Origin of the sequence: Streptomyces alanosinicus, assembly GCF_014650595.1 — a bacterium.
Classification (GTDB): Bacteria; Actinomycetota; Actinomycetes; order Streptomycetales; family Streptomycetaceae; genus Streptomyces; species Streptomyces alanosinicus.
Map to the genome: position 1 here is coordinate 85,653 of NZ_BMVG01000013.1, position 18,423 is coordinate 104,075.

Annotated in this window: 15 protein-coding genes and 1 pseudogene; 6 read left to right on the top strand and 10 right to left on the bottom strand. The window is 70.6% G+C overall.

Annotated elements, in window-relative coordinates; all coding sequences use genetic code 11:
• Window positions 1-94 precede the first annotated feature (94 nt).
• On the top strand, window positions 95-610 hold the full coding sequence (locus IE277_RS25230; protein WP_189955975.1) for a DUF4232 domain-containing protein: 516 nt from the start codon (window positions 95-97) through the stop codon (window positions 608-610).
• A 103-nt stretch (window positions 611-713) separates the two neighbouring features.
• Here IE277_RS25230 and IE277_RS25235 read toward each other — a convergent pair whose 3' ends face one another.
• Together IE277_RS25235 and IE277_RS25240 are read right to left on the bottom strand one after the other, a co-directional pair.
• Entirely contained in the window at window positions 714-1,823 is a 1,110-nt protein-coding gene (locus IE277_RS25235) for a DUF2786 domain-containing protein (RefSeq protein WP_189955976.1), read from the bottom strand.
• A gap of 230 nt (window positions 1,824-2,053) precedes the next feature.
• Window positions 2,054-2,980 carry a S41 family peptidase gene (locus tag IE277_RS25240; RefSeq protein ID WP_189955977.1) on the bottom strand — a complete coding sequence of 309 codons (927 nt, stop codon included), beginning with the start codon at window positions 2,978-2,980 and terminating at the stop codon, window positions 2,054-2,056.
• 58 nt (window positions 2,981-3,038) lie between these two features.
• Here IE277_RS25240 and IE277_RS25245 point away from each other — a divergent pair, with 58 nt between their 5' ends.
• The 3 genes and pseudogenes from IE277_RS25245 to IE277_RS25255 all read left to right on the top strand — a co-directional run bounded on the left by IE277_RS25245 (window position 3,039) and on the right by IE277_RS25255 (window position 6,019).
• Window positions 3,039-3,566 carry an ArsR/SmtB family transcription factor gene (locus tag IE277_RS25245; protein ID WP_189955978.1) on the top strand — a complete coding sequence of 176 codons (528 nt, stop codon included), beginning with the start codon at window positions 3,039-3,041 and terminating at the stop codon, window positions 3,564-3,566.
• A 95-nt stretch (window positions 3,567-3,661) separates the two neighbouring features.
• Window positions 3,662-4,270, top strand: a pseudogene (locus IE277_RS25250) (Clp protease N-terminal domain-containing protein); the annotation flags it as partial.
• Window positions 4,271-4,318: 48 nt separating this feature from the next.
• Window positions 4,319-6,019: a bifunctional 3'-5' exonuclease/DNA polymerase gene (locus IE277_RS25255; RefSeq protein WP_189955980.1), complete on the top strand. Its 1,701-nt coding sequence runs from the start codon at window positions 4,319-4,321 to the stop codon at window positions 6,017-6,019.
• An 88-nt stretch (window positions 6,020-6,107) separates the two neighbouring features.
• Here the strand turns inward: IE277_RS25255 and IE277_RS25260 are convergent, their stop codons facing one another.
• The 3 genes from IE277_RS25260 to IE277_RS25270 form a co-directional block, all read right to left on the bottom strand.
• Complete coding sequence (locus tag IE277_RS25260; RefSeq protein ID WP_189955981.1) at window positions 6,108-9,320, bottom strand: AfsR/SARP family transcriptional regulator; 3,213 nt, start codon at window positions 9,318-9,320, stop codon at window positions 6,108-6,110.
• A gap of 629 nt (window positions 9,321-9,949) precedes the next feature.
• Window positions 9,950-10,843: a glycosyltransferase family 2 protein gene (locus IE277_RS25265; protein WP_189955982.1), complete on the bottom strand. Its 894-nt coding sequence runs from the start codon at window positions 10,841-10,843 to the stop codon at window positions 9,950-9,952.
• Between the two features lie 262 nt (window positions 10,844-11,105).
• Window positions 11,106-11,633, bottom strand: a complete 528-nt coding sequence (locus IE277_RS25270; protein ID WP_189955983.1) for a hypothetical protein — start codon at window positions 11,631-11,633, stop codon at window positions 11,106-11,108.
• 311 nt (window positions 11,634-11,944) lie between these two features.
• Here IE277_RS25270 and IE277_RS25275 point away from each other — a divergent pair, with 311 nt between their 5' ends.
• Complete coding sequence (locus IE277_RS25275; RefSeq protein ID WP_189955984.1) at window positions 11,945-12,382, top strand: glutaredoxin domain-containing protein; 438 nt, start codon at window positions 11,945-11,947, stop codon at window positions 12,380-12,382.
• 63 nt (window positions 12,383-12,445) lie between these two features.
• On the opposite strand, the gene IE277_RS25280 is transcribed toward IE277_RS25275, so the two are convergent.
• The 4 genes from IE277_RS25280 to ccsB all read right to left on the bottom strand — a co-directional run bounded on the left by IE277_RS25280 (window position 12,446) and on the right by ccsB (window position 17,316).
• Window positions 12,446-14,233, bottom strand: a complete 1,788-nt coding sequence (locus IE277_RS25280; protein ID WP_189955985.1) for an ABC transporter ATP-binding protein — start codon at window positions 14,231-14,233, stop codon at window positions 12,446-12,448.
• A 111-nt stretch (window positions 14,234-14,344) separates the two neighbouring features.
• Window positions 14,345-15,580, bottom strand: coding sequence for a cupin domain-containing protein (locus tag IE277_RS25285; RefSeq protein WP_189955986.1), 1,236 nt, complete (start codon window positions 15,578-15,580; stop codon window positions 14,345-14,347).
• Between the two features lie 60 nt (window positions 15,581-15,640).
• Window positions 15,641-15,799, bottom strand: a complete 159-nt coding sequence (locus tag IE277_RS25290) for a hypothetical protein (protein ID WP_189955987.1) — start codon at window positions 15,797-15,799, stop codon at window positions 15,641-15,643.
• A gap of 407 nt (window positions 15,800-16,206) precedes the next feature.
• The gene (gene ccsB, locus IE277_RS25295) at window positions 16,207-17,316 is read right to left on the bottom strand and encodes a c-type cytochrome biogenesis protein CcsB (protein ID WP_229881950.1); all 1,110 of its coding nucleotides are present in this window, start codon (window positions 17,314-17,316) and stop codon (window positions 16,207-16,209) included.
• A 375-nt stretch (window positions 17,317-17,691) separates the two neighbouring features.
• On the opposite strand from ccsB, the gene IE277_RS25300 reads away from it, so the two are divergent.
• Window positions 17,692-17,892 carry a hypothetical protein gene (locus tag IE277_RS25300; protein WP_189956083.1) on the top strand — a complete coding sequence of 67 codons (201 nt, stop codon included), beginning with the start codon at window positions 17,692-17,694 and terminating at the stop codon, window positions 17,890-17,892.
• On the opposite strand, the gene ispF is transcribed toward IE277_RS25300, so the two are convergent.
• Entirely contained in the window at window positions 17,876-18,409 is a 534-nt protein-coding gene (ispF, locus tag IE277_RS25305) for a 2-C-methyl-D-erythritol 2,4-cyclodiphosphate synthase (RefSeq protein WP_189955988.1), read from the bottom strand. The genes IE277_RS25300 and ispF overlap by 17 nt on opposite strands.
• Window positions 18,410-18,423 lie beyond the last annotated feature (14 nt).

Genomic DNA, 18,423 nt, shown 5'->3' on the forward strand with positions numbered 1-18,423 from the left:
CCTGAAGCGGTGATTCCGCAGGGGTGCGCGAGCGGGTGCGCGGCGCAGGCGCCATGATGCAGGTGCACCGTCACGACCTCGATGGGACTTGCTCATGCGCGCCATTCCGCTCACCGTCACGGCTCTCGCCGCCGCCCTGCTGCTGACCGCCTGCAACGGCGGCGGGAGCAAGACCAGCGGCAAGAACAGCTCGGCCTGCGCGATCGGCGGGGTCTCCGTGCAGATCGGGTCGGCGAGCGTGGCGCCGAAGGCCGGGGACACGGGTGAGATCCCGGTCAGCATCACCAACCAGAGCAAACCCTGCACCCTGGACCACTTCGCGGGGGTCTCCCTGAACACCGGCAAGGCCAAGACCGACGTGCCGGCACTCAAGGACGCGAAGGCCCAGCAGCTGAAGCTCGCCAAGGGCGACTCGGCGTCCTTCACCATCAGCTATGTGCGCGGCGAGGACGGCGGCAAGAGCAGCCTGGAGGTGAAGACCCTGAACATCACCCTGCCGGGCGGCAGCGCCTCCCGGGACTTCCCCTGGTCGTACGGCCCCGTCGCCGTGCAGTCCGGCGGCAGCGGCCCGAACGCCTCCGTGACCGCCTTCCAGCAGGTCGGCGACTGAGCGCGGCTTCTCGCTCCCGGCAGGGACACCCGCTCGGGGCGAGGACACCCGCTCGGGGCGAGGACACCCGCCCGGGGCGAGGACACCCGCCGGCGGGCAACGCTCACTCCAGCCTGGGGCGCGCCCTGACCTGGGCCCGGTCCGCCGCCCGCGCGCCCTCCGTCCACCCGGCCGCGTCGCTCACCCCACGCAGCCGGGTCGTGGTGGTCTCGGGGAACATGCGCTCCAACCGGTCGGTGACGGCTATCTCCCTGGTGGCCAGGACCGGCAGCAGATCCCGGGTCACCTGGGTCTCGGCGGCCGCCGCGAGCCGGTCGCCGACGCGATGGGCGTAGGCGGCCAGGAAGGACTGCCGGAAGGTCTTGGTCCGCTTCCTTCCGCCGGCTCTCTGCGCGGCCTCCGCCGTGGTCATCGCGTGCGTGGCCTGCACCAGCAGCGAGGTGTAGAGCAGCTCGACCGCTTCCAGGTCCGCCTCGAAGCCGACGACCGTGGAGAAGCACAGCGGTTCGTTCCACACCGCGCGGCAGTTGTTCGCTCCGGCCACGGCGTCGAGCAGGACCGCCTTGGCCTGTTCGTACGGCGGCTCGACGCCGATCCGGCAGGCGCCGGGCGCGTCCGGTGCGGGCGCCTCGGCGGCGAGCAGCGCCTCGTCGACACTGTGCCGCGCCATCAGCTCCTGCGCCTTGGCGCTGAGGGCCTCGGCCTCCTCCGGATACCCGGTCGCCTCGGCCTTGGCGAGCAGGGCGCGGATACGGGCGAGCATGCGGGAGGCGGCCGGGCCCGGGGCACGCCGGGTCTCGTCCTCCAACGGCTCCAGGGCGGGCAGGCGCAGCAGCAGGCGGTACAGCTCCAGCGCGGTGGTGGCCTGCGAGAAGCGGTCGGTCTCGCGGGCGGAGCCCGCGGGCAGGTCCGCCAGCTGGGCGGTCCAGCGGCGCCCGCGCCGGCGGTCCCGCCCGGACTGCGCGCGGATCAGCGCGGCGGCGAGGCGCACATGCGTGTCCGCCAGCTCGCGCCGCACCAGTCGTACGACATCGGCGGGCTGCCAGCCGCACCGCCAGGCCGACGCGAGGAACTCCTCGCCCCGCCGGGTGAGTTCGGCGTCCGAGGCGGGGTCGGCGGCGAGCAGGGAGGCACCGGTGTCGAGGCCGGTGTCGGTGTCGTCGTAGAGCGCGGCCCGGAAGGCCCGCTCCACCGTGCTGGCAGTGCTGGTCACACCGTCGATCGTGCCACGCCCCACCGACAGCGGGCCGAGCTTTGTCCACAGGCTGTGGATGACGGGGGTGGCGGCAGGGCGAGATGGGGTGCGAGCGGCCCGGGTGCGAGCGGCCCGGGTGCGAGCGGCAATCCGGATGATCCACACCAAGGTAGCCGCCCACGGCAGTGGCGGGCCGCAAGGGCGAGCGGCGCCGGAAGGGCGGCCGGTTCGCCTGCGTGCCCGTGCCGTCAGGGCCGGGGGGCCGGTTCGCCTGCGGCCAGGTGCAGAGCCCGGTCCAGGGCCATGTCGGCCGGGCAGGGGACGTCGGGGCGTACGCCGGTGCCTTCCCAGTTGGTGCCGGAGACGGGGTTGATCGCGCGGCCGACCGGGATCGAGGCCTCCAGGTGCGGATGCACCGCCCACCCGTCGCGCGGATGCGCCCCGCCCCGCGTGGTCTCGCCCACGACGACCGCGCGCCCCAACTGCTGCAGGTCGTAGGCGAGTTCCTCGCCGGCGGAGAACGTACGGCCGCTGGTGAGGACGTACACCGGCTTGACCCCGCCGAAGCGGGCGCCGGGAACGTGCGGAAGGGTCCAGAACTGCTCGTACCGGTCGCCCGCGCGCCAGTACTGGGTGTTGAGGTGGGTCCGCCCGTCCAGGAGATGGCTGCACACGAACGCCACCGCGTCCGGATCACCGCCCACCGTCTCCCTGAGGTCCAGGATCAGCGTGTCCGCGCGCGCGATGAGCGTGAGCGCGGCCGACAGCGGCTCCGCCGCCCAGGCCAGCGGGAAGAGCTTCGGGGCGAGTTCCAGCAGCGCGGCTGCGCCCTGGAGGAGTTCCACACGCGGCACGCCGCCCAGCGAGGCGGCGAACTCGCGTCGCAGTGCGCCCAGATCGGCCTGGGTCCCGTCCTCCAGCAGCGGCTCGGGGTGGAATTTCAGGCGCAGATGCTGATCGCCGTTCTCGGACTGGAGGTCGGCGGTGACGCGGGCGCCGAGCTCGGCCGGGTCGGCCGTGTCGTACGCGCCCTTCTCCAGCCGGGCGCGCAGGAGGGCGGCGAGCCGGTCAGCCACCTCGGGGAAGACGTAGTGGGCGGTGAGGAGTCGGGTGGTCTCCGCGATGACGGCGGGCACGTCGGCGACGAGGGCGGGCGATGCTGTTGGCGTGGTCATGGCGGTGAGTAGAGCACCGGACTTGCGAAAGCGTCAAGGAAATTAGACGCTTTACGCCATGACCGGACCGGAACCGCCCGACCACGCCGACGCGGGCGTGCTGGACATCTCCACGCCCGAGCAGTTCGCCGCGCTCGCCCATCCGCTGCGACAGCGGCTGCTCTTCGCGCTGACCCATGAGGCCGCCACCATCAGCCAGTTGGCGGTGCGCCTCGGCACGGCCAAGGGGAGCGTCGCGCACCACCTGAAGACCCTGCACACGGCGGGGCTCGTGCACATCACGGAGACCCGCAAGGTCCGGGGCGGCACCGAGCACTATTACCGGCGGACCGGACGGCGACTACGGGTCGCCGAGCCCCGCGCCGCCGACCGGGCGGCCCTGCTGAACGCCGTCGCCCAGGAGGTCGACCGCTCCCCCGAGGAGCATCTGCTGACCCTGCGCCACCTGCGCCTGACCCCGCAGCGGGCGCGGCGGCTGCGCGAGACACTGGCCGAACTCGTCGACAGCACGGAAGAGGACGCCGCGGACCAGCCGGTGCACGGCGTCCTGGTGGTGATGTACGAGCAGGAGCGGGGGCAGTCCTGAGGGGGGCGACCCTGAGGAGGCGGCCGGTCGGGCCGACGCGAGGCGGCCTGTCAACTTCTGGCTGACGCCTTTGGGGGCGCAACCTACGGTTGACACATGGCGACCAACCCGGACGGCGCTCCGGCGCGTCCTGGACCGAGATCGGTCGGAGCATGGGAGTGACCCGGCAGGCGGCGCAGAAGCGGTTCGTGCCGAAGGAGTCCGCCGGTCTCGACCCCGACCAGGGCGTCAGCCGCTACACCCCGCGCGCGCGGAACGTGGTCATGGCGGCGCACAGCGAGGCGGTGGCGGCCCGCAACCCCGAGGGCCGTCCAGAGCACCTGGTCCTCGGCCTGCCGGCCGGGCCGGAGGGCCTCGCGGCCAAGGCGATCACCGCGCGGGGCATCCTCCTGGACGCCGTGCGGCAGGCCGCGACCGCCGCGCTCCCGGCCGCCTCGGACGACGTCCCCTACGGCCCCGAGGCCAAGAAGGCCCTGGAACTCACCTTCCGCGAGGCCCTGCGCCTCGGCCACAACTACATCGGCACCGAGCACATCCTGCTCGCGCTCCTGGAGCAGGAGAACGGCGAGGGCGTCCTCAACGGCCTCGGCATCACCAAGGACGGAACCGAGACGCAGCTCGCCAGGATGCTGGCGCTGCTGACCGAGCAGAAGCTGCCGGGGGTCGGCGAGGCGGCGGCCGATCCGACCCCCTCGAAGGACTGAAACCGCAGGTCAGTCCGATTGTCAGAGCCGCCTGCCACACTCGCAGTCATGACCGACCGGTGGGCGCTCGCACCGGCCGAGGACGGTGGCGTGGACGTCGCCCCCCTCGGCCCGGACGGGCTGCACGCAGGTCCGGTGCGGCGGGAGAGCGATCTCGCCGGGGCGGTGCGGAGCCGCCCGGAGGTGACGCGCTGGGTGTGGCGGTCCACCCCCGAGGTCTACCCGCGTCTGCTCGCCACGGGGGTGCGAGTGGAGCGGTGCTACGACATCGAGGACGCCGAGACCCTCTTGCTGGGCCACGAGGGCCGGCACGGCGAGCCCCGCTCGGCCGCCGCCGCCCTGGCCCGCCTCCGGGGCGGCCCCGTCCCGCCCGACCCGCCGCAGCGCGCGGCCGAACCGGGCGCCCAGTCCCCGCTGTTCGAACCCACCGGCGCCCACCTGCCCCTGACCGACCTCCTCGCGGTCTACGCCGAGCAGCTGCGGCGCCATGAGCGGACCGCGCACCCCGACCGGATGCGGCTGCTGACGGCCGCCGAGTCGGCCGGAATGCTGGTGGCCGCCGAGATGAACCAGGCGGGCCTGCCCTGGAGCACCGAGGTCCACCGCCGACTGCTGCACGACCTGCTGGGCGAGCGGTACGCGGGCGGCGGCGAGCCACGCCGCCTCGCCGAGCTGGCCGACGAGGTGTCCGCCGCCTTCGGCCGCCGGGTCCGCCCCGATCTTCCCGCCGAGGTCGTCAAGGCCTTCGCCCAGGCCGGCATCAAGGTGCGCTCGACCCGCCGCTGGGAGATCCAGGAGATCGACCACCCAGCCGTCGCACCCCTGCTGGAGTACAAGAAGCTGTACCGCATCTGGGTCGCGCACGGCTGGTCCTGGCTGCAGGACTGGGTGCGCGACGGCCGCTTCCGCCCCGAGTTCCTCGCCGGCGGCACGGTCACCGGACGCTGGGTGACCAACGGCGGGGGCGGACTGCAGATCCCCAAGGTGATCCGCCGGGCCGTGGTCGCCGACCCCGGCTGGCGCCTGGTGGTCGCCGACGCCGATCAGATGGAGCCACGGGTGCTCGCCGCGATCTCCCGCGACCCCGGCCTGATGGAGGTCGCCGGCCGCGAGAGCGACCTCTACCAGTCGGTCTCCGACCGCGCCTTCTCCGGCGACCGCGACCAGGCCAAGCTCGCCGTGCTCGGCGCGGTCTACGGCCAGACCTCGGGCGACGGCCTGAAGAACCTGGCCGCACTGCGCCGCCGCTTCCCGAAGGCCGTCGCGTACGTCGACGAGGCCGCCCGCGCGGGCGAGGAGGGCCGGCTGGTGCGCACCTGGCTGGGCCGGACCTGCCCGCCGGCGGCCGGCTCCGGCGAGGACGCCGCGGAGGAGGCGGGCATCCCCCTCGGCGAGGACGACACCGGGCCCCGGGCCGACGGCCAGACCGCCTGGGTCCCGGGTTACGCCTCCACCAACTCCCGGGCCCGGGGCCGCTTCGCGCGCAACTTCGTCGTCCAGGGCAGCGCCGCCGACTGGGCGCTGCTGATGCTCGCCGGGCTCCGCCGGGCCTGCGCCGGCCTCAAGGCCGAGCTGGTCTTCTTCCAGCACGACGAGGTGATCGTGCACTGCCCCGCCGAGGAGTCCGACACGGTCGTACGGGCCATCCGCGACTGCGCCGACCTCGCCGGCCGGCTCACGTTCGGCGAGACACCGGTGCGGTTCCCGTTCACGACAGCGGTGGTGGAGTGCTATGCCGACGCCAAGTGAGCGCCGGCCGGGCGCACTTCGGGCACTTCGCGCGGCCTCTTCGAGGGCCTTTCGGGCGCTCCGCGCGGGCTGCGCGCACGCCCTTCGGTCACTGCGCGAGCAGTTCCCGCAGCTCCGCCACGACCACCTGCTCGTCCGTGCCGTCCAGGGCCGCGAGTGCCGCGCGCCAGGCGTCGTACGCCTCCGCCCGCCGGCCCCGCGCCTGCAGCAGCAGCCCGTGCTGGTGCCGTGCGAGGCCGCCCATGTAGCGGTCGGCGCGGGCGTCCGCCCGGCGCGACAGCTCGGCGCACTCACGGCCCGCCCGCTCGGTATCTCCCAGCTGCCGCAGCGCACGGACCAGGCCGAGCCGGGTCTGGGACTCGCCGTGCCAGTCGCCGTGACCGCCCAGGATGCGCAGGCTCTCCTCGAAGTGCCCCGCGGCCGCGGCCGGTTCGCCCAGGGTGAGATGGGCGTAGCCGATGTTGCAGTGGGCCGAGTGCTGCACGATGACGGCGCCGATCGCGTCCCCGATCGCCAGCGAGCGCCGGTGCTGCTCGATGGCGGCACGCGGGTCGGTGTGCTCGTAGAGGTTGCCGAGATGGCTGTGGGTGACGGCTTCGCCCTGGGGGTCGTTCAACTGCCGCGAGTAGGCGAGGCTCTGCCGCAGCGCCTCCCCGGACTCCGTGAACCGCCCGAGGCCCTCCAGCAGCAGTCCGCGGTTGTTCAGACCGCGCCGGATCCGGGAGACGACACCGAGGCGCCGCCAGATCTCCAGGGACCGGTCGGTGAGGGCGAGGGCGTCCTTCTGCCGCCCGGTCATGAAGTGCAGGCCCGCGAGGTCGCCCAGCGCGTACGCCTCGGCGGCCGCGTCACCGAGCCGCCGGGCCGCCCCGAGCCCGGCCTGCCCCAGCACCTCCATCTCGGCGACCCGTCCGCCGCGCTGGACATAGGGGAAGAGCAGCCGCGCCAGCACCGAGAGACGGGCGGCCCGCAGCGGATCGGGCGTGTCCGCGTTCCGTGCCACCAGGGCGACGACGTTCTCCAACTCCACTTCACCCCAGGCGAATGCCACCTCGGCGGACTCGAAGGACGGCAGCCCGGCCACGTCCACCGCATGCTCCGGCGGCTGCGCGGAGGTCGCCCGACGCCGGTCGTCCTGGTCGAGCCCCGGCTCCACGACCGCCTCCAGCAGCCGCTCGGCCACGGCGGCGTACCAGCACAGGGCGGTCAGATCGGGGGCGCCCGCGGGGACGGGACTCCCCGTGTCCGCCAGTTCGCGGGCGAAGTCACGGACCAGGTCGTGCGGGGCATAGCGGCCGTAGGCCGTCTCCTCCAGCAGGGCGACGTCGACCAGCCGGTCGAGGGCGGCCTCGGCGCGGCGCTCGTCGGTGCCGGTGAGACGGGCGATCAGCGGGGCGCCGTACGTCGGCAGGTCCAGGTCACCGATGCGGCGCAGCGCGAGAGCCGCGTCCCGGTCCGCCTCACGTTCCGCGGCCGCGAGCGCGTCATGGGCGACGGCCAGGGAACGCCGGACGCTGAGATCGTCGTACTCCAGATGCCGCAGCCGCCCGCCCGTCTCGGCGAGTTGGCCCGCCAGGACATCGGGGGTGAGGGCGCGGCGGGCGGCGAGCCTCGCGGCGACGACACGCAGCGCCAGCGGGAGCCGTCCGGTCAGTTCCACCAGCGCGTGATCCGCGTCCAGCCCCGCGCGTCCGCTCACCGCGCGCAGCAGGGCCGCGCTGTCCTCGCCGGTCAGCGGGGCGAGCGGATAGCGCCGGGCGCCGTCGAGCGCGGTCAGCGGCGAGCGGCTGGTGACGATCACCGCACAGCCGGGCCCGGCCGGCAGCAGCGGCCGTACCTGGGCCGCGCTCGCCGCGTCGTCCAGCACCAGCAGGACGCGGGCCGGGGCGAGCAGCGAGCGGAGCAACGCGGCCGCCGCGTCCGGGTGTTCGGGGATGCTGCGCGGCTCGGCGCCCAGGTCCCGGAGCAGCGATGCCAGTGCCTGGGCAGAGCTGAGCGGGGTCATGCCGGGGGTGGCGCCGTGCAGATTGACGTACAGCTGACCGTCGGAGAAACGATCCCGCAGCTCATGCGCGGCATACAGGGCGAGCGCACTCTTGCCGACGCCCGCCATGCCGCTGATCACGGCGATGGCCGGGGCCGGCGGCTCGGTGAGCGCGTGCCGCAGCGCACGACGGACATCGGCACGGCCGGTGAAGTGAGCGGGCGGCGGCGGGAGTTGCGCCGGCCTGGGAGTCCGCCGGGCATCCGGCCCCGCCCCCCCTTCGGACGCCTCGTGCGAAGCTCCGGACGCCTCGTGCGGAGCTGACGTCTCCTCTTTCTCCTCGGTGGCGCCCGCCGCACGCCCCGCGCCCTGCGCGGGATGGCGGCCGATGCCCTGCGCGCCCCGACGGAGGCCTGCGCGCTCCCCCGCCACCCCCTGCCGCTCCGCACCACTGCCTCGCAGCACCTCGACATGCGCCGCGCGTACCGCCGGGCCGGGTTCGATGCCGAGTTCCCCGACCAGACGGGCGCGCAGATCACGATGGACGGCGAGGGCCTCGGCCTGACGGCCGGTGCGGTGCAGGGCGAGCATCAGCTGACGGTGGTACGCCTCGCGCAGCGGATACTCGGCGACCAGCGCCGCCAGTTCCGGGACGACGCCGGCCGGCCGTGCACCGCCCAGGGAGAGTTCGGCGTCGTAGCGCCACTCCAGCAACAGCAGCCGGGCCTCCTCCAGACGCTGCACCAAGGCATAGCCGCCGAGGTCGGCGGGGAGCCCGCTGAGCGGGGTGCCGCGCCAGAGCGCGAGCCCGGCCGTGCAGGCCCGTACGACACCCGTCCAGTCCCGCCGGGCATGCGCGGCCCGTGCCTCAGCGACCCGGGCGTCGAAGACATGCACGTCCAACTCGCCCTGATCGACGCGTAGTACGTAGCCCGGCGGTACGGCTCTGAGCCGGTCGGGGTCGTCCAGGAGCCGGCGCAGCCGGGTGACGTGGTTGTGCAGCGACGCCTGCGCGGAGACGGGCGGCGCCCCGCCCCACAGGGCGTCCTTCAGCGACTCCACCGACACCACCCGGCCCGGCTCCAGCAGCAGCGCGGCGAGCAGCGCGCGCACCTTGGGACTGCCGATGGCACGGACGCCGTCGTCGAGGGAGTCGGCTGCCGAGCCGCGGGGAGCGTCGGGAACGGCCTCGTAGGTGCCGTCGGAGGCAGACTTGTCGACATTGCCGCCGGGCGCTTCGGACGAAATCCCGAACGACGGTCGGTCGTACAGGACAGGCGGTCCCAGCAGTCCGAACCGCAGCCCGCACCGCCGCATCACGCCGCTCCACTGCCTTCCTGCGCGGTCGGGGCCGACCGTGCTCCGCGGCGGGCGCGCGCCCGCCGTTCCCTGGCCGAAATCCGCCCTGCCCACAACGGTTTCCCGCCACCTTCTGTCGCCAAACCGGCCCTGGATCGGCCTGTCCGCTGCCCCGCCTCGGATACCGTCGGCGAGTTCCAGCCAACGGCTCCGCGACTAGCCGACGAACCGTTGGCCATATGTTAGCGATCCGTTGGCGATTGCTGATGTGATCATTTCCATCGGATCTGGTCTTACGGCGCGCGCGTATGTCGCGTAACTCGGGGGAGTGTCGCCGCAGGCTGGGTCCGGGGACGTCTAGGGGCCCCGGTCGGCGGAGGTGAACGCCCGGGGCCCCCGTCCCGTCCCACGCGGGCCCGCGCCTCGGATCACCGACGACCTGCCCCGGGCGGCGAGGAGGGCCCCGCCCACGGACAGCCACCGACCGCCGACGGGCGGCCGCAGACCGCTGATGGGCAGCCGCAGAATCCCGACGGGCAGCCTCAGACCACTGACGGGCAACTGCGGAACGCCAACGGACGGTCTCGGACCACTGGTGCGCAGCCGCAGTACACCGGCGGGCGGTCTCGGGTCAGCGATGGCAAGCCTCAGATCACCGGCGGGCGGCCGAGCCGCGTGAGCCGGACGACGGTCCGCCAGCGCATGGGACGGCGCCCGCCCGCCGGTTTCCGCAGCCCTTCCACGAACCCGCCGCACCATGCCCTCAGCCCCGCCGGGGAGCGGGTGCGGGCGAGGGTGAGCAGCGTCCACACGCCGAGATGCACGGGGATCAGCGGCAGCGGCAGCCGGCGCCTGACGAGCCAGACACGGTTGCGGGCGTTGACCCGGTAGTAGATGGCGTGCCGGGCCGGTGAGGTCTTGGGGTGCTGGAGCAGCAGCTCGGGGGCGTAGAGGATCTTCCAGCCGGCGTCGGCGGCGCGCCAGGCGAGGTCGGTCTCCTCGTGCGCGAAGAAGAACTCGGCCGGCCAGTCACCGGTCTCGGCCAGCATCGCCATGCTCAGGGCATGTCCGCCCCCGAGGAACCCGGTGACGTACCCCCCGCGCATCGGATCCGACTTCCCCACCCGGGGCACATGCCGTTGCTGTGTCTCACCGTGCTCGTCGGCGATGCGGAAGCCGACGATGCCGAGGCGCGGGTCGGCGGCGTACAGATCCCGTACGCTCCGCAGCACATCCGCGTCGACGAGCAGCCCGTCGTCGTCCAGTTCCACGACGACATCGACGTCGCCGTACTCCCGCAGCCGGGCCAGGGCGACGTTCCGGCCGCCCGGGCAGCCGAGGTTGTCCTCGACGTCGATGGTGGTGACCTCGCCGGGCAGGGACAACCGGCCGGCGAACTCGGGCAGCCGGCAGCCGTTGCCGACGATCACGATACGGGCGGGGGCGAGATCCTGCTTGGCCACGGACTCCAGCAGGGCGTCGACCTCGGCGGGCCGGTTGCCCATGGTCACCACGGCGACGGCGATCCTCGGCTCCACCACGTCCCTCACCCCTTCCGGCCGACGGCGGCACCACGCGCCGCCGCGCGGCGCCCGCCGTTCACCAAGATGTTGCCTCAGGTGCGCGGGTTCACCCGACCCCGATTCACTTTGCAGCCCCTTTGCAGTGCTTTTGTCCGCGGATTCCCTCAAGGCTGGTTCGACGGGGCGGGGCGGGACGGGCCGGATTCCGCCGGATCACAGAAAATCCCGGGCCGGACGCTGCACGAGCCGGGGTTCCGACGGCTGCTCGATCCCGTTCACCCTAACGGTCGAGGTATCCCGTGAGCTGCTCACCGACGGCCAAGTCCTTGATCTCAATCGGACAACTGGCCGTGGCGGCCAGGATCCGGTCCGCCGTGGCCGCCGCGGTGAAGGACAACGTCGAACCACTGGTCACCCCGGACACAGCGACCCAGAACGACAGCCCGTCGAGGCCGCCGCGCACCAGCTCGGCATGCGGATTCCGCAGCCGCACACGGGCCGTGGGCGAGCCAGGAAGGGACTCGTCCCATGAGCTGCCGTCGGGCACCCCCCAATGCCCGCCACCGCTGCCCATCCTCGGGTCGGGCACGAACATCGCCCCGACCGGGCTCTTGATCTCAAGGAAGAGATTGACGTTGTCGAATTCCACGTTCGTGTACGCCGTCGGCACGATGACGTCGATGTACAGCTCCGCATCGCATTGCGGCGGTGGGGGTGGTGGACTGACCCAGGCTCGGAGACCAGTGGTGCCTATGAACAGGATCTCGGACGTGCAGTTCGCATCGATCTTGGCGTAGGTGGCTCCCATGAAAGGCTCCCTCCGGACTCCCGGACTCCCGGACGCACAGACAGCGCCGGGTGATTCCCCTGGGAAGGCGGTGAAGTGGCCGGCAGCCACGGTGCAGCCGATGCTCGGGGCCGTGGCCCTCACCAGCGCCGCACGGCCTGCACAACCCACTTCCATGCAAGCACCGCTCAGGCGCTGCTGCCAGCCGGTGAACCTTCCCGAAGGCCAGGTCATGCGCAAGCTTTCCACCACTGGAGGTGTCAGGCCGGTGGTGACCCACGGGCCGGACGGCGACATGTGTCTCCCTCCGGCCCGCGATAGTCTGCGCCATCATGGCGCGCGCGTGGATCCTGCCGATACTGCTTCTGGTCAGTGGCTCAGTCGTTGCGACTGGGCTGATCTTGATGGGGAGCCTCGGCACAGCTACAGCAGTTCTGCTGGTGTTCGTGCTGCTCGCAGGCGTGAACTCGCCCCTCGTTTTCCCGAGGTCGATCGGTGCGCCAGAGGCACAGCGCCGCAGCGCGGTCGACGGCCGGCCGGTCGTCTTCTGGCGGCCGGGCTGCAAGTACTGTCTGCGACTGCGCATCCGGTTGGGCCGCAGCGCCCGCCAGGTGCATTGGGTCGACATCTGGCGTGACCCGGCTGGAGCGGCAGCGGTGAGGGCAGCCAACGATGGCAATGAGACCGTGCCGACCGTGTTCGTGGCGGGCCGACCGCACACCAACCCCGATCCTGCATGGGTGCGCGAGCAGCTCCCCCGTTCGGCGTGATCGGGAGCGGTCCCATAACGGAGAGGCGCCCGCACGACCCGCCCTCGTCGCGGCAAGACCGCATCAGCGGACGGGAGCGTTCTCCTCCGCAAGGTGACCGTCAGCCCGGACCAGAGCCTCGTAGCGCCCTTGGCGGTGAAGAAGGCTGCTGTGGGTCCCCTGTTCGACGATCCGCCCGTGTTCGAGGACGATGATCTGGTCGGCGTCTCGGATGGTGGACAGCCGGTGCGCGATGGTGATGGTGGTGCGATTGCGTGACAGCGCGGCCAGTGCCCGTTGGACGGCGCGCTCGGTGCGTGTGTCGAGCGCGCTGGTCGCCTCGTCCAGAACGAGCACGGGAGGATTACGCAGAAGGGCCCTGGCGATGGCGAGCCGCTGCTTCTCGCCACCGGAGAACCGGTAGCCGCGCTCTCCGACGATGGTGTCGTAGCCGTCGGGCAGGCTCTGGATGAGGTCGTGTATCTGGGCGGCCTTCGCGGCGGCTGTGATGTCGTCCTCGGTCGCACCGGGCTTGGCGAAGCGCAGGTTGTCGGTGACGGTGGTGTGGAAGAGGTGGGTGTCCTGGGAGACGACGCCGACCGTGGAGGCCAGCGTCGTGGAATCGAGGTCCCGGACGTCGATGTCGTCGATCGTGATCCGGCCCCGTGTCACGTCGTACAGGCGTGGCACGAGATACCCGAGGGTTGTCTTGCCGGCGCCCGTGGCGCCTACGACCGCGAGATGAGTGCCGGCCGGTATGTCGATGGAAATGCCGGAGAGGACCGGCTCTCCGTTGGCGTAGCTGAAGTCGACGCCGTCGAATCGAACGTGCCCACGAGGGCTGGCGAGCGGCACCGGGACCGTGGGCTCGGGGACGTCGACAGGAAGGTCCAGGTACTCGAAGACGCGGTCGAACAACGCGAGTGAGCTCTGCATCGCGATTCCCGTCTGGAGCAGTGACACCACTGGGCCGAAGAGTCCCTGCTGGAGGGTGGTGAAGGCGACGAGCGTGCCTATGGAGATACGCGGTTCCCCATGGCTGCCGAAGGCTCCTGCCGCCCAGTAGACGACGACCGGCATCGCAGCCATGATCACCGAGATGACCGACTGCCGCCAGCGGCCTGCCAACGAGGAACGCACGGTCAGGTCGGTGAGGGCCCGGGAGTGGCCTGCGAACTCGTTGGTGAAGGTCGCCGTGCGTCCCATCGTGCGCCCGAGGAGGAAACCGCTCACAGAGAGCGACTCCTCGATCAGCGCGAACATGACCGCAAGCAATTCCTGGCGCTTCTGGGTGAGCTCTCGGCGCTCGGCTCCGACGTTGCGGCTGATCCACGCGAAGAGGGGGAGCATCAGCAGCGACACGAGCGTCAAACGCCAGTCCAGAGCGAGCATCGCTACGAGGCTGGCGGCGAGCGTCGTGACATTGGAGACGAGTGTGGTGGCGGTACCCGTCACGGTCGCCTGCATGGCACCTATGTCGTTCGCGATCCGGGACTGGATCTCTCCCGTGCGTGTTGTGGTGAAGAAGGCCAGCGACATGCGTTGCAGGTGGGTGTAGACCGCATTCCTCAGGTCGTCCATGACCTGCTGACCGAGGCGCACCGAAAGGTAGGACTGGAGTACGCCCAGGGCAGTGTTCCCGACGACGAGCAGGAGCATCGCGGCGGCCAGCCCGCTGAGCAGGCCCACCCGTCCATGGGGCAGTGCGACGTCCAGGATGGCCCGCACAATGAACGGCGGTGCCAGGGAGAGCACCGCCGAACCCCCTACCAACAGCAGGACCACGGTGAGTTGCGCCCGATAGGGCACGAAGAGGCGGGCGATCCTGCCCAGGGGCGCCTTGCCTCTTCCCACCGAGTCGTCCGACGCCATGTGCTGTCCCCTTGTCGTGCCCTGCGTGTGGTGTGGTGCGGCTGTGCAACAACCCGCCCCGCCGGCTGGGTGCCGACGGGGCCGGGCGGGTGCGGCGTGGATCGTGACGGGTCAGTGGAGGGTGAGGAAGCCCTCCCGCAGGAGAGTGCGGATCAACACCAGGCGGCCTGGCTGGTCCAAGGTCCCTGGGATGGAGGACGGCGAGATCGGTTCACCGTCGCTCTGGGCCACGTACGTGACCTCGTCGGCGACATGGAGCGGGAACTCCACCGTCTTGTTGTGGAAGCTCAGCCTGACCCGGTCCTCCGTCAGCTTGAGATCCCAGCGAAGGTCAGGACGTCGGCGCAGCTTCGTGTCGGGCCCGACGCCCGACACCGCTTCCAGGTCTGTCAGGTGGTGGCGCAGCCTCGGGGCACTGATGGACACGGAGCGGTCGACGGCGTCGTGGATCGCCGCTTGCGGTGATGCCTGGTCGACAACCGACCGCAGGAGATCCACCAGCGTCTTCTCGGCCTCTTGTTGCAGCTCAGGGTCGCCGACGAACCCGAAGGGCAGCCCTGTCCGGAACCTGACGTCCTCGGCCGCGACCTTCGAGATGGCCTGCTGCAGCACGTAGGACCACAGAACGGGATGAACGCCGAGGGTGATGTGAACAGAGGCGCTGTCTGTGGATGTGGCCGCGTGGACAGTGCCGCGGGGAAGGTAGAGGAGGCTCCCGGGAGTCAGGTCGATCTCCCGCTCCAGGTCCGGGACTTCGGCGGCGGAGTGGTCGTACGGCTGGTCCTGGAACGGCAGCGGGTACGGCGAGCCGTACAGGCGCCACCGCTTGGTGCCGTGCACCTGGAGAACGAAGACGTCGTGGGTGTCGTAGTGCGGCTTGAATCCCTGTGCCCCACCGCCTGGGGTGAGGTACACGTTCACCTGGAAGCGGGCACCTGCTTCGGTGCTCAGCTGCGTCGTCAGCCTGCTCAGCGGGTCCCAGCGGCGTTCCAGGGCGTTCAGCACGATGGTCGAGCCGCTCCGGTAGCGCGCGTACAGCGCTTCGAGGATGGCTGTCCGGCCGTTCGGGCCATGGTTGCCGAGGTCTTCGACGGGTGTCTCCTCGCCGTCCACCACCACACGGATGCAATCGAGGTTTGCCCCGGCGAGAAAGAGCAGCTGATCCACGTCGTCCAGCGTGAGCAGCTCCGCATAGTAATGCGGGTCCTCGCGCTCGACCAGAAGCGGCTGCTTTTCCCAGTAATCCCGACGGAACGTTTCTGGATTTATCGGGCTGATGAGTCGGGCCAGATCAAAGAAAGGCTGCGCGCCCGGCGCAGCCTCCCCCTGATCCGTAAGAATCGTCATGGATACCTGAGTCTCCCTACGGAATTACTCAACTTGCTGGACGAGAAGAACTGAAAAAGGTCAGTCCCGGTCGTCGACGTGCGTGGTGAAGCTGTCGTGGCCGCCACTGTCGTGGCTGTCGTTGTCGTCAAGCGGACCACGGCTCTTGTCGTGGTTCGGGCGTACAAGGCCGTCCGGGCGTACAACCGTGACGTCATCGGCGTCGAGCGACTTGTCCATCTGGCTTCCCCTCTATTTTCGGTCTGGTCAGAACCTTGATCACCTGGTGATCGTTTGGCGATCCAAGCACAGAGACACGCACGAGCAATGTCGATTTCAAGCCACTGGCGCCGAGTGATCACATTGCTACACACAGCTAAAGCCGCAGCCAGGGAGCCATTGAGACAGACAGAGAAGGACACGCACACTCGCCAACGGATGGCGGAAAACGCACAACCGGCGGCCGCAGCCCCCGTTTCCAAAATTGGTTTTTGCTTAAACTATGCTATAACTCGGTGAATTCATGGTCGAAGGCGCACAAGCGGAATTCGACACTCCGACCAATCTCCATCATAAATCCGGCGCCGTAACGTCAGTCGGCCGGGACTCCAGATTCGGAGTCCCGGCCGACTGGCGTTACGTGCGTATCAGACACCCGCGTAGGAGTGCTTGCCTGTCACGAAGATGTTCACACCGTAGAAATTGAAGAGGACGCAGGCGAAGCCCACCAGGGCAAGGTACGCCGCCTTGCGCCCCTTCCAGCCCGCAGTGGACCGGGCGTGCAGGTAGCAGGCGTACGCGATCCAGGTGATGAAGGACCAGGTCTCCTTGGGATCCCAGTTCCAGTAACGCCCCCAGGCTTTTTCGGCCCAGATGGAACCCGCGATGACGGCGAACGTCCACAGCGGGAAGACCACGGCGTTGAGGCGGTAGGAGAGCCTGTCGAGATTGGCGGCGGCGGGAAGCCGTTCCAGGATGCCGTCGAGACGGCTTCCCCGCCCCTCTCCTGCGGCAAGACGACGTTCCCGGGAATCCTGCGCCAGATAGGAGACGGTCACCGCGAAACCGGCGCAGAAGACACCCGCGCAGATGATCATGGCAGAGACGTGAATGCCCAGCCAGTACGAGTGAAGAGCCGGAACGAGCTGCTCGGACGCGGTGTACAGCACCGTGACGGCCAGGCCGAGGATCAGCAGTGCCGCGATGAGGATCGGCAGTCCGAGCCAGCGCACGTTCTTCCGGGCAGCCAGCAGGCCGAGGTGGGCCCCCACCACGGTCAGCGCGAAGACGCAGGAGAACTCGTACATGTTCCCCCAGGGCAACCGCATCACCGACAGCCCTCGCGTGAGCACGCCCCCGGCGTGCAGGAGGAAGCCCAGGGCGGTCAGCGAGACCGCGATCCTCCCCAGGAGGTCGGCCCGCTCGTCTGTCCCTGCGGCTCCAAGGCCGTCCGCCGGCTCATTGTCACGGCCGCCACGGCCGCCGTTGGTGACGACGACAGGCGCTGCACGAACGAGCGTGGACACCGCACCGTCGGTCCCCCCGACGTGCTGCTTCTGCGGCACCGCCGTCTTGGATCCCGCCCCGGCGGGCGAGGTATGCGCAGCGGATAGGCGGGCGACCGTGCCCCGGCTGCCGAAGGCCCACTCGGCGCAATAGGCGAACATCGCCAGCAGATACACGGCGATCGCCGAGTAGATGAGGTAGTTCGAGATGTTGGCCAAGTTGATGTTGACCGCCGCGGCAGCGAGGACCACCGTCTACTCCTTCCAGATCAGGGGAGTGGGGAACGACTTGGCGACCCCTTCGACGGCGCGGCCGGAATCACTTAACCGACAGGCATGCAGCTGCTGCTGCGCAGTGTCGCCCGCGCCGCCGCCTGGAAACCCGCTAGGCGGACAGGGAGTTGGGATCACATGACGAGTGTTGCACGTGGGGTCAAAAGCCTTGACACCCGGTGCAGTTGCGCGTGACGCCCGTTCAAATTCGCCAAGGATTGGCAAAATTGTCGTGCGGACGCCTGCGTGCACCGTGAGGCATGCCGACTGAGACCAACGGCGAACAGGCGCAGGTCTGATGACCGCAACAACAAAAGGTACCGAGAATGTGGCTGAAAACCGGCTGTGAAGCTCATGCCTGAAGCCTTCACTGGGCTGACGTCCATCCGGCCCAACCAGGCCCGCAGCACCACACTCTTCCAGCTCGCCACCGAGATTTCCGCCGCGATCCTCGCCCGCACCCTGGGTATCCACACCGACGTCGCCGTCGCCTGGCAACGTCTCTTCGCCGGCGACTGGGCCACCTACGCAGCCGAGGTCAGCCGCCGTCGATGACGCCCGGCAACTCGACAATCAGTGCGTTGGCAAGGGCAGCCAGGCCATCGCCGCGGCCGATCCAGCCCAGTCCCTCGGGAGTGGCGGCACCGATGAACACCGGGGCGCCGAGGGCCGCCGCGAGGATCTTCTGAGCCTCGGCCCGACGGGGGCCCAGCTTGGGGCGCTCTCCGATCAGCTGCACCGACACATTGCCGATCTCGAATCCGGCGTCCCTGACCAGGCGGGCGGTCTCAGCCAGCAGCACGGTCGGAGCGGCCCCCTGCCATTCAGGGGTGGAGGTGTCGAAATGGGCGCCGAGGTCGCCGAGATCCGCAGCTGTCAGCAACGCGTTGCATGCGGCATGAACGACGACATCACCATCGGGCTCGCCCGCCAGGCCCACCGGCTCGTCCGGCCAGTCCAATCCGGCAAGACGTAGTGGCCGCCCCACCGCGAACGGATGGATGTCCACCCCGGTTCCGATCCGAGGCAGCCGGCAGCGAGCAAGCGGCGCTTCACCAAGCGGCGTCGTCATCGGAACCCGGTCTC